The organism is Proteus sp. ZN5 (assembly GCF_011046025.1).
Classification (GTDB): domain Bacteria; phylum Pseudomonadota; class Gammaproteobacteria; order Enterobacterales; family Enterobacteriaceae; genus Proteus.
On the sequence record NZ_CP047639.1, the window covers coordinates 245,370 to 260,670 of the forward strand.

At 39.9% G+C, this 15,301-nt stretch carries 11 protein-coding genes; 2 read left to right on the forward strand and 9 right to left on the reverse strand.

Annotated elements, in window-relative coordinates:
- From rffG to trxA, 7 genes are all read right to left on the reverse strand, one after another.
- The gene (gene rffG, locus GTK47_RS01180) at nt 1-1,068 is read right to left on the reverse strand and encodes a dTDP-glucose 4,6-dehydratase (protein ID WP_098944023.1); all 1,068 of its coding nucleotides are present in this window, start codon (nt 1,066-1,068) and stop codon (nt 1-3) included.
- On the reverse strand, nt 1,065-2,327 hold the full coding sequence (wecC, locus tag GTK47_RS01185; protein ID WP_165121880.1) for a UDP-N-acetyl-D-mannosamine dehydrogenase: 1,263 nt from the start codon (nt 2,325-2,327) through the stop codon (nt 1,065-1,067). The genes rffG and wecC overlap by 4 nt, the downstream gene beginning before the upstream one ends.
- Nucleotides 2,324-3,454, reverse strand: coding sequence for a UDP-N-acetylglucosamine 2-epimerase (non-hydrolyzing) (gene wecB / locus GTK47_RS01190; protein ID WP_069369918.1), 1,131 nt, complete (start codon nt 3,452-3,454; stop codon nt 2,324-2,326). Before wecB ends, wecC begins: the two co-directional genes overlap by 4 nt.
- Before the next feature lie 129 nt (nt 3,455-3,583).
- Complete coding sequence (gene wzzE / locus GTK47_RS01195) at nt 3,584-4,642, reverse strand: ECA polysaccharide chain length modulation protein (RefSeq protein WP_165126427.1); 1,059 nt, start codon at nt 4,640-4,642, stop codon at nt 3,584-3,586.
- 24 nt (nt 4,643-4,666) lie between these two features.
- The gene (gene wecA, locus GTK47_RS01200; RefSeq protein ID WP_109410128.1) at nt 4,667-5,755 is read right to left on the reverse strand and encodes a UDP-N-acetylglucosamine--undecaprenyl-phosphate N-acetylglucosaminephosphotransferase; all 1,089 of its coding nucleotides are present in this window, start codon (nt 5,753-5,755) and stop codon (nt 4,667-4,669) included.
- Nucleotides 5,756-6,162: 407 nt separating this feature from the next.
- Nucleotides 6,163-7,422 carry a transcription termination factor Rho gene (gene rho / locus GTK47_RS01205; protein ID WP_023583649.1) on the reverse strand — a complete coding sequence of 420 codons (1,260 nt, stop codon included), beginning with the start codon at nt 7,420-7,422 and terminating at the stop codon, nt 6,163-6,165.
- A gap of 566 nt (nt 7,423-7,988) precedes the next feature.
- On the reverse strand, nt 7,989-8,315 hold the full coding sequence (gene trxA, locus GTK47_RS01210) for a thioredoxin TrxA (RefSeq protein WP_006535838.1): 327 nt from the start codon (nt 8,313-8,315) through the stop codon (nt 7,989-7,991).
- A 119-nt stretch (nt 8,316-8,434) separates the two neighbouring features.
- Between trxA and rhlB the strand changes: the two genes are divergently transcribed.
- Both rhlB and gppA read left to right on the forward strand, forming a co-directional pair.
- Complete coding sequence (rhlB, locus tag GTK47_RS01215) at nt 8,435-9,739, forward strand: ATP-dependent RNA helicase RhlB (RefSeq protein WP_165121881.1); 1,305 nt, start codon at nt 8,435-8,437, stop codon at nt 9,737-9,739.
- 3 nt (nt 9,740-9,742) lie between these two features.
- A complete protein-coding gene (gppA, locus tag GTK47_RS01220; protein ID WP_165121882.1) occupies nt 9,743-11,251 on the forward strand; it encodes a guanosine-5'-triphosphate,3'-diphosphate diphosphatase in 1,509 nt (502 codons plus the stop codon).
- Between the two features lie 78 nt (nt 11,252-11,329).
- Here gppA and rep read toward each other — a convergent pair whose 3' ends face one another.
- On the reverse strand, nt 11,330-13,354 hold the full coding sequence (gene rep / locus GTK47_RS01225) for a DNA helicase Rep (RefSeq protein ID WP_075674049.1): 2,025 nt from the start codon (nt 13,352-13,354) through the stop codon (nt 11,330-11,332).
- 354 nt (nt 13,355-13,708) lie between these two features.
- On the reverse strand, nt 13,709-15,184 hold the full coding sequence (gene ilvC, locus GTK47_RS01230; RefSeq protein ID WP_165121883.1) for a ketol-acid reductoisomerase: 1,476 nt from the start codon (nt 15,182-15,184) through the stop codon (nt 13,709-13,711).
- Nucleotides 15,185-15,301 lie beyond the last annotated feature (117 nt).

Consider the following 15,301-nt stretch of genomic DNA (forward strand, 5'->3'; position numbering starts at 1 on the left):
TCAGTTCCCAAGCCCTAGACGTTCACCTGCATAAGAGCCATCTAACACTCGTTTCCACCAAGTTTCGTTATTTAAATACCACAAAACAGTTTTACGAATGCCAGATTCAAATGTCTCTTCTGGTTTCCAGCCTAATTCAGCTTCAATTTTCGCTGCATCAATCGCATAGCGCAGGTCATGACCAGGTCTGTCTTTCACATAAGTGATAAGATCAACATACTGAGCAACACCTTCTGGTTTTGCTGGATATAACTCTTCTAACAGCGCACAAATCGTTTTAACAACATCAATATTGCGACGCTCATTGTGTCCACCAATATTGTAAGTTTTACCCGGTGTTGCTGTTGTTGCGACTAAATAGAGAGCACGAGCATGATCTTCAACATAGAGCCAATCACGGATCTGTTCACCTTTACCATAAACAGGTAATGGTTTTCCTGAAATCGCATTTAAGATAATTAATGGGATTAATTTTTCAGGAAAATGATAAGGACCGTAGTTATTCGAGCAGTTCGTGATCACAGTGGGTAAACCGTAAGTACGCAACCAAGCACGAACTAAATGGTCGCTTGAAGCTTTAGAAGCAGAATATGGGCTACTTGGTGCATAAGGCGTAGTTTCAGTAAAGAAATCATCTGTACCTTCTAAATCGCCATACACTTCATCTGTTGAGATATGGTGGAAACGAAATGCCGTTTTCTTTTCTTCAGGTAGAACTTGCCAAAAGTGGCGAGCCGCTTCCAATAAGGTGTAAGTACCCACAATATTGGTTTCAATAAATGCAGCGGGACCATCGATAGAACGGTCAACATGGCTTTCTGCCGCTAAGTGCATAACAACATCTGGCTGATATTGAGCAAATAAGCGATCAAGCTCAGCTCTATCACAGATATCGACTTGCTCAAAGGCATAGCGTTCGCTGTCAGCTACAGTTGCTAATGACTCTAAATTACCAGCATAAGTCAGCTTATCGACCACAACAACGCTGTCATTGGTGTTATCAATAATATGTCGAACAACAGCAGAGCCGATAAAACCAGCTCCACCTGTAACTAGAATGCGTTTCAACGCCATACTCCTTTAGTATCTACAATCCATTTTTGAGTGACTTTACTACCGGGGATCGCTTTAAACTGTTGATGATCAACTAACATTAAGACAATATCCGCGTCTTTCAATGCTTGCTCTGTTGATACTAACTCTGTGATCCCTTTCAGTTTTGTTGGTAGCTCATGAATATTAGGTTCAACTGCGAATGTCGTACCACTGTGCCAATCAGCGACTTGTTTAGTGATATTCATTGCTGGGCTTTCACGTAAGTCATCGATATTAGGCTTAAAGGCTAAACCAAAGCAGGCAATCTTAATTTCGTTTGCGCGTTTACCTGTTTCAGTAAGACAATCAGCAACAGCGGCTTTAACTTGATCGATAACCCACACTGGTTTGCCATCATTGACCAAACGCGCAGTATGAATTAAACGAGATTGTTTTGGGTTTTGTGACACGATAAACCAAGGGTCAACAGCGATACAGTGCCCACCAACGCCTGGACCTGGTTGTAAAATGTTGACGCGAGGATGGCGGTTCGCCAAGCTAATTAGCTCCCACACATTGATATCTTGGTCAGCACAGATCAGTGATAATTCGTTAGCAAACGCAATATTAACATCACGGAAACTGTTTTCAGTCAGCTTACACATTTCTGCGGTGCGTGCATTAGTGATAACACATTCACCTTCAAGGAAAATTTTGTATAACTCGCTTGCACGCTCTGATGATTTACGATTCATACCACCCACAACACGGTCGTTGCGGATAAGTTCAATCATCACTTGACCCGGTAATACACGCTCAGGACAGTAAGCTACATCGATATCAGCATCTTCACCTTGTTGATGAGGGAAGGTTAAGTCTGGGCGAGCTTCCGCTAACCACTCAGCCATTTTTTCAGTAGAGCCAACTGGTGAGGTTGATTCTAGAATAATAAGATCACCCTTTTTTAATACAGGTGCGATAGAGCGTGCGGCGGCTTCAACATAAACCAAATCAGGCTCATGCTCGCCTTTAAATGGTGTAGGTACAGCAATAAGGTAAGCATCTGCTGGCTGTGGCGTGGTATAGGCTTTTAAATGGCCTTCTTCAACCGCTTGTTTAACGACTTTATCAAGATCAGGCTCAACAATGTGAATTTGACCTTTATTAATCGTATCAACGGCGTGCTGATTAACATCAACACCGATGACGTTTTTTTTACGAGAGGCAAAAGCTGCCGCTGTAGGTAAACCAATGTAGCCGAGGCCGATAACAGAAATAGTTTCAAAACTCATAATGTCACCTGATTTTTTTTCAATGCTTCAAGAATACGTTGGCAGGCATGACCATCACCATAAGGGTTTGTTGCCTTACTCATTTGGTGATACGCGTTTTCGTCTGTCAATAAAGAGGTTACTTCGCTAACAATACGTTTAGTATCTGTTCCTACTAAACGAACAGAGCCGGCTTCAACAGCTTCTGGGCGCTCCGTTGTGTCTCGCATTACAAGAACGGGCTTACCTAATGAAGGGGCTTCCTCTTGAATTCCACCAGAATCGGTCAAAATAAGGTAAGCATGATTCATTAAATAAACGAATGGTAGATAATCTTGTGGCTGTATTAATTTAATATTATCAATACCATGAAGAATACGTTGAACCGGTTCACTTACATTAGGATTTAAGTGAACAGGATAGACAACTTCTACATCTGGGTGTGCTAATGCAATTTCAGCTAAAGCTTGGCAGATACGTTCAAAACCACCACCAAAACTTTCTCGACGATGCCCTGTTACCAAGATCATTTTTTTGTCAGGCTGAATAAATGGATAGTTTACAGCAAGCTCATTTAAGAGTGTTTGATTGCCCATCACTCTGTCACTTACCCAAAACAACGCATCAATTACTGTATTTCCTGTAACAAAAATATTTTTATCCGCAACCGCTTCTCGTACCAAATTTAATTTTGCAGTTTCTGTTGGTGCGAAGTGATACATTGCAAGATGCCCTGCAATAGTACGGTTTGCCTCTTCAGGCCAAGGGGAATAAAGATTGCCAGTACGTAAACCAGCTTCCACATGACCAACAGGAATTCGTTGATAGAATGCGGCTAAACTTGCTGCCATGGTGGTTGTTGTATCACCATGTACCAAAACAACATCAGGTTGAAATGACGCTAATACCGGTTTTAACCCTTCTAAAATACGACAGGTAATATCCGTTAAATCTTGTCCTGGTTTCATAATATTGAGATCATAATCTGGTTTGATCTCAAAAAGATTTAATACCTGATCAAGCATTTCTCGATGTTGGGCCGTAACACATACCTTCGCTTCAAACGAATCATCATTTGCTAAAGCGTGCACTAAAGGTGCCATTTTTATCGCTTCAGGGCGTGTGCCAAAAACAGTCAACACTTTCACAGTGGCTCTCTTTTTTTCATTGTTATATCGCTTATTTTTGGGAAAGCAATATGCCCTTATACTCAGTACATCAGGTGCCGAAACACCTGATGTCTCGTTATTGTCATCAATGACAAAAATTAATTATTATTATTTTTTTAATGAACTGCGTCTTACTAATGCAACACCTGCACCCGCTAAAACACCAATAGCGCCCCAAAGTACCATCATAAAGGCACGACGAGGACTATCACGTTTAACAGGATCTTCAGGGGTACGTAGAAAGCGGTAAGTTTGGAAGTTATCTTGTAATTTTGCGCCCACAGCAAGGGTCGCTAACATTGCCGTATTTTGGTCATAATCACTATCAAAATCAGCACCTGTTGCCACTAAAGTTTCTAGCTGTGATTGCAACAGAGGAACACCTAACAGAAACAGTTTAGAATCTGGTAACTCATCAATCGCAATCGATGTTTGTTTTTGAGAAATACCTTGTTTCTCAGCCACTTTAATTGATTGCTCTAATAAGTTAACTTGGCGTTGATACGCAGATTGAGCCGCCATTTCTTGGCGTTTAACTAGCGCTTTCATTGATTGAGTTCTAGTTGCCCAAGCTGTTATCACTTCATCATTAAGATGGGTAGATGCTCTCTTATTAGCAAAAGCAATATACTCATTTAATAATTGACTCGCTTCTTTTGATGTTTCCGCAATGAGTTTCAGTTGATCATTAACTAATTTTTTCTCATCAGCAGGCGTAAATTGAATATTGTTAATTAACTCATCCAATAACGCAGCATTAGCCTGTTCATCACTCTCTTTGCGTTGTTTGAAATAATCCGTTTGCAACCAAAACTCACGACGTGTATCAAACGCCGCGATTTGAGTAATAAACTCTTGATAAGCTTCATCTGAAATAGTTAAAGCTGGGGTTTGTGCCGCTGGGTTAATCTGTGTATCAAGATTGCGCAAGAACTGAGATTGCGAATAATAACTGCCTAAGTTATTAATCGTTGGTTTCTCTGTGATTGCGATTGCACTCCATTTAGGTTGCATCAAATAAGATGCACCAAGTGCAATCACTGCAAAAAGCAGAGCGAACCCTATAATCCAGCTTTTGCCTGACCAAAGTGCACAAAAAAGACCTCGAATATCAAGTTCATTATCTGGCTGTTCACCCTGTCGGGAGGCGTTATTTTCCGAGTTCATCACGTTAAAAAACCTCTGCTTATATTAATGCTGTTGTGTTGCTCTACGTAAGCGACGCTTATGTCGTTTAATAAAACGAGCGACTCGCCACGCGCGTTTAATGCAATAACCATACATAACAAATGCAAGCAAGAATAATGCCAACATAAACCATTCAGGGACAAATGATAGGTTTTGACCGATAATACCAATCGCAGCTAATAGCGCAGCAGCCACAGTAATTAAAATAAAGGCTTGGCGAGAAGTAAAACCTGCACGCATGATCAAATGGTGAATGTGTTGACGGTCTGGAGAGAAAGGACTCATCCCTTTACGTAAACGACGGTACATAATTGCCACCATATCCATAAGAGGAATAGCAATTATCCATAATGCAGTTACTGCCTTAACAGGGCGAGGCTGAGTTTGTGTTGATGCGACTAATAACCAAATAATGGTAAATCCAATCAGTGTACTTCCCGCATCTCCCATAAAGACTTTGAATTTTTTACCGCAGACCCCTAAGTTTAGAAGGATATAAGGTAAAATTGCCGCGATAAATGAGAAGCACCAGAATGCGAGAGCTGAATTACCACTTTGATATAATAAAATACCCAGCGCGCCAAAAGAGACACAAGAAAGACCACCTAATAACCCATCAATACCATCAACCATATTAAAGGCATTGATTGCTGCCCAAACAGCGAAAAGTGTAACAATATAGCCAAAAGGCCCTAAATGCATTTCCCAAGGACCAAAAGCATGACCCAGAGTGTCGAGTTTTAACCCTGCACCCACCATCATCACGATCCCAACAAAAGCTTGGATTGTTGCTCTAATTTTGACACTAATATCGAAGCGATCATCTAATGCGCCGATAAAAACAAGAAGTCCCGCACATGCCAGATACAATTCCTTATGAGGAATATAAATATCTGAAATATAAAATGCGAAAACAATACCAAAATAGACTGATATTCCTCCGACTAGAGGGATCAATCCATGATGTTTCTTACGATAATTCGGTTTATCCACGAGTCCAATTTTCTTTGCAATTTTACGAGCCAAGAATAAAAATGCGAAAGAAAATAAGAACACATAAAAAACGCTTGTGCTCATTTTTAGTATATCCACAGTACTGTTCTCTATAATAAATATAGCTGGTTATTTTACGCTTCCATGTGTTTTTATTCTTTTTCCAGCCTCACCACGACGAGTTTATTCAAAACCCACCACCCTTCATCAATTATAAGTTTTCCTTAACTATTTTTATTGATGCCATCGCTATTTTTATCAATTATCAAAACATGCAATATATATACCAACATCTCGCTAAAATATTGCATTCTAAAATTGAATCACACCCATAAAAAAACAAAAAACGCCACAAACTATTGTGGCGTTTTCATCATATCGTCATTCTTACAAAGTAAACGAGCTTAACAGCATATAAATTGAGGTGATATTACTTATTCTGTAACAGAGCACACTATTTTAATATTTTAATCCTATTCTCAGCTCAATCACTTTGTTAATACACTTTATGAACGTTTCATAAAGTCGAAGAATTCTTCATTTGTCTTAGTCATTGCTAACTTATTAATGAGGAATTCCATTGCGTCAATCTCACCCATTGGATGAATAATTTTACGCAGGATCCACATTTTTTGTAGCTCATCCTGAGACGTCAGTAACTCTTCTTTACGTGTACCAGAACGATTGTAATCAATCGCAGGGAAAACACGTTTTTCAGCAATTTTACGAGACAGGTGTAATTCCATATTACCTGTACCCTTAAATTCTTCGTAGATAACTTCGTCCATCTTAGAACCCGTATCGACTAATGCTGTTGCAATGATAGTCAAGCTACCACCTTCTTCAACATTACGGGCTGCACCAAAGAAACGTTTAGGACGATGTAATGCGTTTGCATCCACACCACCTGTTAACACTTTTCCTGATGAAGGAACAACGGTGTTATAAGCACGCGCCAAACGTGTGATGGAGTCTAACAGGATGATAACGTCTTTTTTATGCTCAACTAGACGCTTCGCTTTTTCAATCACCATTTCTGCAACTTGTACGTGACGAGAAGCTGGTTCATCAAAAGTTGAAGCAATTACTTCACCTTTTACTAAGCGTTGCATTTCTGTCACTTCTTCTGGACGTTCATCAATCAGAAGTACCATTAATACGCAATCAGGGTAGTTATGAGCAATATTTGCTGCAATATTTTGCAGCAACATAGTTTTACCTGCTTTTGGTGGAGCAACAATAAGACCACGTTGACCTCGGCCAATTGGCGCCGCTAAGTCAAGAACACGCGCAGTTAAGTCTTCTGTTGAGCCATTACCACGTTCCATGCGTAAACGATTGTTAGCATGTAAAGGTGTTAAGTTTTCAAAGAGGATTTTACTGCGGGCATTTTCTGGTTTATCAAAGTTAACTTCATTAACTTTTAGGAGGGCAAAATAACGTTCACCTTCTTTAGGAGGACGAATTTTCCCTGCGATGGTGTCACCAGTGCGAAGGTTAAAACGGCGAATTTGACTTGGAGAAACGTAGATATCATCGGGACCAGCAAGGTAGGAACTGTCTGCGGAACGTAGGAAGCCGAAGCCATCCTGCAATATTTCCAGCACACCGTCACCGAAAATATCTTCTCCACTTTTCGCGTGTTGCTTCAAGATAGAGAAAATAATGTCTTGCTTTCTCATTCGAGCCAGATTCTCTAGCCCCATATTTTCGCCAAGTGCTATCAGTTCTGATACCGGCGTATTTTTTAATTCGGTAAGATTCATAATGGTGGGTTCTTAATAACTCGGGGTAACTCTCGAACTATGAACGTGAATAGTATAACAGCGAATCGCTGTCAGTTTCGTCATGTGTAAAATTACAGATTATAACTTTCTAACATAAGAGTATAACTAAAATGATAATGTTAGAGAGTGTTAATACTATTAGACCAGTCTGCTTTATCCCAGAGAAGTGACATTCATTTTTGCGATGCATGAGTGTACTTTCAACATATGGGTTAGGAACATATTTTGGAAAAATTTATATTCCTTGAATACTATAGATTATTCTAAGGCAACTTGACTGGTTAGATGAATTCAGATTACTTATATTAAATATCATATTAGATTAAATATCATATCATGATATTCAATTCTATTACTTTGTACGCTTGATATTCAATATCTCAGACTTATTTAATCGTGTCTAATCATATTGACAAGTAGATCCGATATATTATGTAAGTAAGTGGCGCTAACTTATCATGCTTCGAAGCGGACGTCTAGCGGTCAATAACAGAAATACTGACAAGGTCTAAACGTCCTACTTTATTTTTGATATCTAAATCAAATTAGATATTTTCGTCTAAAAACTCTTTCAGTTGAGTTTTTGACAATGCACCTACTTTAGTCGCAGCAACTGCACCATTTTTGAATAAAATCAGTGTAGGAATGCCACGAATACCGTATTTTGGTGCTGTCAGCGGGTTTTGATCGATGTTTAGCTTCGCAACTGTTAATTTACCAGCGTATTCTGTTGCAACTTCATCTAGAATAGGAGCAATCATTTTACATGGGCCACACCATTCAGCCCAGAAATCAACGAGCACAGGGCCGGTTGCATTTAATACATCAGCATCGAATTTGCTGTCAGATAAGTGAAGGATTTTATCGCTCATTGTTCTACTCCAAAGAATAATATTGACCGTACCAGTGTAACATTAAATAACAAAAGTCTGTCTGCATTTCAGCGGATAAACTTTTGTAATGCAACCCATAACTGATATTCTATTACATTATGAGCAAAACATATTTGACAGAAAAGAAGTTTTCCGACTTCGCCTTGCATCCAAAAGTGATAGAAGCCCTTGAGAAAAAAGGGTTCTCTAATTGTACACAAATTCAGGCATTGACGTTACCTATCACTGTGAAAGGTCAAGACATTGCCGGGCAAGCCCAAACAGGAACAGGCAAAACGTTGGCGTTTTTAACTTCAACGTTTCATTATCTTTTAACGCACCCAGCTAAAGAAGGGCATGAAACCAATCAACCTCGTGCACTTATTATGGCGCCAACACGCGAATTAGCCGTGCAGATCTATTCTGATGCTAAAGAGCTTGCGCAAAATACAGGGATTAAAATGGGTCTCGCCTACGGTGGCGACGGCTATGACGAACAACTAAAAGTATTAAATAATGGTGTCGATATTGTTATTGGCACAACCGGTCGTTTAATTGACTACGTTAAGCAAGGCCATATTAACCTTAGCGCAATCCAAGTTGTGGTACTTGATGAAGCTGACAGAATGTACGATCTCGGCTTTATTAAAGATATTCGTTGGATTTTCCGTCGTATGCCAGTTGCGGCTGAGCGTATGAATATGTTGTTCTCTGCAACGCTTTCTTACCGCGTAAGAGAACTTGCTTTTGAGCAGATGAATAATCCTGAATATGTTGAAGTAGAACCTGAACAAAAAACAGGTTTTAGCATAAAAGAAGAACTCTTTTATCCTTCAAATGAAGAAAAAATGCGTCTTCTTCAAACATTGATTGAAGAAGAATGGCCAGATCGCTGTATCATTTTTGCCAATACAAAACATCGTTGTGACGACATTTGGGCGCACCTTGCCGCAGATGGGCACCGTGTTGGTTTATTAACTGGTGATGTTCCTCAGAAAAAACGTCTACGCATTTTAGAAGATTTTACCCAAGGTAATATTGATATTCTGGTTGCTACTGACGTTGCCGCTAGAGGCCTTCATATTCCATCAGTAACACATGTTTTTAACTATGATTTACCTGATGACTGTGAAGACTATGTTCACCGTATTGGTAGAACAGGACGTGCTGGAAATAGTGGTAACTCAATCAGCCTTGCATGTGAAGAATATGCGCTGAATTTACCTGCCATTGAGACCTATATTCAACATGCTATTCCCGTGAGTAAATATAATAGTGATGCATTATTAGCTGATCTTCCTGAGCCTAAACGCCGTCACCGTCCTCGCCAAGGTCAGCCTCGTCGCAACAATGCGCCGGCGCGAAATAATAGAGGAAATAATACTCAACGTAATAACCGAAATAAACGCCCGAGTCATCCATAAATTATGCTGAAATCCTCATCACTTTATGCTGCTATTGATTTAGGTTCTAACAGTTTTCATATGTTAGTCGTTCGAGAAATCGCGGGCTCTATACAAGTCCTTTCCCGCGTGAAACGTAAAGTTCGACTCGCAGCTGGCCTAAACAGTGAAAATGAATTGTCAGAGCAGGCAATGGAACGCGGTTGGCAATGTTTACGACTTTTTTCCGAATATCTACGTGATATTCCGGCTGAACAAATCAGAGTCGTAGCAACAGCCACATTACGTATTGCTAAAAATACAGATATTTTTGTCGCAAAAGCGTCTGAAATATTGGGCAATACAGTTCATGTTATTAGTGGTGAGGAAGAAGCACGCCTTATCTATCGTGGCGTTGCACATACCACTGGTGGTGCAGAGCAACGTTTAGTGGTCGATATTGGTGGTGGCAGCACAGAACTGGTTACAGGTACTGGCGCTAAAACGACGCAATTAATGAGCTTAAGTATGGGCTGTGTAACTTGGTTAGAGCGCTATTTTACTGACCGCTCTCTAACTCAAGAAAATTTTGCTAAAGCACAAGACGCAGCCAAAGCGATACTCGCCCCAGTGGCAGATAAATTAATTGAGCAAGGCTGGCAAGTGTGTGTAGGTGCCTCTGGTACTGTACAAGCGTTGCAAGAGATCATGATTGCTCAAGGTATGGATGAATTAATCACCTTACCTAAGCTTGAGCGACTCAAGCACAAAGCCATTGAGTGTGGGAAACTAGAAGAACTTGAAATTGAAGGGCTTACTTTTGAACGAGCCTTAGTGTTTCCAAGTGGGCTTGCTATCTTAATCGCCATATTTGAAACACTGCATATCGACAATATGATCTTAGCAGGTGGTGCATTACGAGAAGGCTTAGTCTATGGAATGTTACATCTTCCTATTGAGCAAGATATCCGCCAGCGTACTCTTCGTAATGTCCAGCGCCGGTTTCAAATTGATATTGAGCAAGCACACCGAGTTCAACAACTTGCAGAACACTTTTTTATCCAAGTCAGCAAGAGTTGGCAGTTAGATAATCGTTGCCGTGAGTTGCTTAACAGCGCCAGTGCATTACATGAAATCGGCCTAAGTGTTGATTTCCGTCAAGCACCTTCACATGCAAGCTATCTGATCTCTCATCTTGATTTGCCAGGATACACACCTGCACAACGACGTTTATTGGCTTCTTTGCTAAAGAACCAAACAGGGATCATCGATCTTGCCCCCCTTAATCATCAAAACGCACTACCGATAACTCAAGCAAATCGACTAGTGCGTTTACTGCGATTAGCCATCATTTTTGCTAGCCGTCGCCGTGATGATACGCTCCCTGCATTACGATTACGCACTGAAGATGAGAAACTCATTATTACACTGCCATATCAATGGCTTAATGAGCATCCATTACGGGCTGAAAATCTCCAAGAAGAGATCCAACTTCAGAGCTATGTCCATTGGTCTTTAATGATTGAAGAACAAAACAGCTCTCGTATAAGTTAATTTTTTTACTTATACAAAAATAAAAACCCCTTGGATATCAATATGCCAAGGGGTTTATTTTATCTAGCAAACCTTATACTATTCGGGTTTGTGTCTTGCCAGCATAGCCCTTAATCCCGCAACACCTTTTTGCCCTTTCTCTTGTTTTTCTTCAGCACTTAACACTTTCTTTTTATTAGTATCCCAATTCAAATCATCTTGAGGTAATTCATAAAGAAAACGGCTTGGGTCGGGTTTAATTAATTCGCCATATTGACGCCTTTCTTTACATAACGTAAAAGTGAGTGTTTTTTGTGCTCGAGTAATCCCAACATAAGCAAGACGCCTTTCTTCTTCTACATTATCTTCATCAATACTACTTTGGTGTGGCAATATACCCTCTTCCATTCCTACTAAAAATACATGAGGAAACTCAAGACCTTTAGAGGCATGTAATGTCATTAACTGAACTTGATCTAACTCTTCTTCTGTTTCTCCTCGCTCCATCATATCGCGCAAGGTAAAACGGTTAACGACTTGAGAAAGTGTCATAGGTTCATGTAATTCATCACCTTCAAGCATTTCACTCATCCATAAAAATAGCTGATTAATATTTTTCATTCTCATTTCAGCGGCTTTTGCGCTACTTGAGGTTTCATATAACCAACTTTCATAATCCATTTCATGCAATAAATCGCGCACAGCCAACAGCGGCTCTCGTTCTGATTTTTGCACTATACGTGACATCCATTGAGAGAATGCTTGTAATGAATTTAAACCTCGACCTGTTAAGGTTTGACCTAATCCCAAATCAAAACAGGCATTGTATAAGCTCTTATCTCGGACTTTTGCCCATTCACCTAACTTTTGGATCGTCATAGGGCCAATTTCACGGCGAGGCTTATTCACAATACGTAAAAATGCCGCATCATCATCAGGATTAGTAATCACTCGCAAATAAGCCAGAATATCTTTTATCTCTTCTCGTGAGAAAAAAGAGGTTTCACCTGAAATACGATAAGGAATACGATTTTGCATCAAGTATTTTTCAAAAATACGAGACTGATGATTACCACGATAAAGGATCGCGTAATCCTTATAATTGGTTTTATTAATAAAGTGATGAGCAATTAATTCACCAGCCACACGTTCTGCTTCATGCTCTTCATTATTAGCCGTTAAAACCCGTAGTTCATCACCATAACCTAACTCTGAAAATAACCGTTTTTCAAAAACATGGGGATTATTTTCAATCAAGATATTCGCTGATTTTAGAATACGCCCAGAAGAGCGATAATTTTGCTCGAGCTTAATCACATTAAGTTGTGGAAAATCTTTTTGTAATAGCACTAAATTTTGAGGTCGAGCACCACGCCATGAATAGATTGATTGGTCATCGTCGCCTACAACCGTAAAGCGAGCTCTTTCACCAACCAGCCATTTGACCAATTCATATTGGCTTGTATTTGTATCTTGATATTCATCCACCAGCAAATAGCGGATACGTCTTTGCCAACGCTCTCTGACCTCTTCATTTGTGCGTAATAATAAAGTTGGCCGACTAATTAAGTCATCAAAATCGAGCACATTACAACTACGCAGATGTTGCTCATAACGTCGAAAGCATTCGGCAAATGTATGATCTTGTTGCGAACGCGCCATTCCTATTGCTTGATCTGGCGTGAGCATATCATTTTTCCAGTTAGAGATTTGGCTCTTTAACTGAGACAGTAAATCTTTATCTTCTTCTAATAAATCAGCCGTTAATTCTTTAAGTAATGCAGATTGGTCTTGATCATCAAACAGTGAAAATTTAGCTTTAATACCTAACGCTTTATATTCACGTTTAATAATTTCTAATCCCAATGTATGGAACGTTGAGATCATTAACCCTTTCGCTTCTTGGCGACCTAAGGTTTGAGCAACACGCTCTTTCATTTCACGCGCAGCTTTATTGGTAAATGTAACCGCCGCAATTTGCTTTGCTGGATATTGGCATTGACGAATGAGGTGTGCAATTTTATTGGTAATAACCCGTGTTTTACCCGATCCTGCACCTGCCAAGACCAAACAAGGGCCTGACACATATTCTACTGCTTTTTGTTGACCAGGATTTAATCGCATACTTTTTCCAAACTTCATTAACCAAGAACATAACGGGGGACAATTGTAGCAGAAAGCAATCAAAGTCTTGAGTATTCCCTCTTTCAATTTTTCTCACACTATAAAAACAAAAAACCGTACTCCATTAAGAAATACGGTTTTCAATAAAATTTAATCTTCACTTTTCGCTTATTTTTCTAAGCTCTTTGCATGAGAAGATAGCAAAAACTTAACCTTCACTTTTCACTTATTTTTCTAAGCTATTTACGTGAGAAGAAGGCAACAAAAGAGGTTATCCCAAGGAGCATACATTAGTATGTGACTTGGGTAACCGAGTGTAGCCAACGCACTTATCGCGTAAAGAGCGACGAAAAATTAGTTGGCAACAGCAATCTTCTTCATATCCGTCATATACCCACGCAACGTTTTACCTACGGCTTCAATTGGGTGCTGACGAATTGCCTCATTGATATCACGTAATTGTGCGTTATCGGTTCCATTATCTTGAACTTTCTTCGCTAAATCGCCAGATTGTAATGTTGTCATAAACTCTTTCAGCATAGGAACAACAGCAAATGAGAACAGATAGTTACCATATTCTGCGGTATCAGAAATAACCACGTTCATTTCATATAAACGCTTACGAGCAATGGTATTTGCAATTAATGGCAGCTCATGCAGTGATTCATAATAAGCTGATTCTGCAAAGATCCCTGCTTCAATCATGGTATCAAAAGCTAATTCAACACCAGCTTTAACCATTGCAACCATTAATACGCCGTGATCAAAGTACTCTTGCTCACTGATTTTACCCTCATATTCAGGATAATTTTCAAATGCGCTTGCTCCGGTCTCTTCACGCCATGTCAGTAAGTTTTTATCATCATTAGCCCAATCAGCCATCATAGTTTCAGAGAATTTACCTGAAATGATATCGTCCATATGTTTTGCAAACAGTGGAGCCATGATCTCTTTCAGTTGCTCTGATAATGCGTAAGCACGCATTTTTGCAGGATTAGATAATCTGTCCATCATCAAGGTGATACCACCCTGCTTCAGTGCTTCTGTAATCGTTTCCCAACCAAATTGCAGCAACTTACCTGCATATCCCGGCTCAACGCCATCAGCAACCATCTTGTCGTAACATAACAGCGAGCCTGCTTGTAACATACCGCACAGAATAGTTTGTTCACCCATTAAGTCTGATTTTACTTCAGCAACGAAAGAGGACTCTAAAACACCCGCACGATGACCACCTGTTGCGGCAGCCCATGCTTTAGCAATGGCCATACCTTCGCCTTTTGCATCATTTTCAGGGTGAACTGCAATCAGTGTTGGAACACCAAAACCACGCTTATATTCTTCACGAACTTCAGTACCCGGACATTTTGGTGCAACCATAACAACGGTGATGTCATCACGAATTTTTTCGCCAACTTCAACGATATTAAAACCGTGAGAGTAACCTAATGCTGCACCTGATTTCATCAACGGTTGAACAGCTTGAACAACAGCAGAGTGCTGTTTGTCTGGCGTTAAGTTAACAACTAAATCCGCTTGAGGGATCAACGCTTCATAGGTTCCAACCTCAAAACCGTTTTCGGTTGCACGACGCCATGAGGCACGTTTCTCATCAATCGCTTCTTGGCGTAAGGCATACGCGATATTCAAACCTGAATCACGCATATTTAAACCTTGGTTCAGGCCTTGAGCGCCACAACCAACAATAACGACTTTTTTGCCTTTCAGATAATTTGCTTCATCAGCAAATTCTTCACGTGACATAAAGCGACATTTACCTAATTGCGATAACTGCTGACGCAGATTCAATGTATTAAAATAATTTGTCATAGAAGGCTCCAAAATCGTTGTGTATGTGTTTGCTATTATTATCCTCACTCTCAGTGAGGTGTTGCATGACTTTACTATATGGGATGAAAGCCATTGCTTAAATTGATATATTTACAA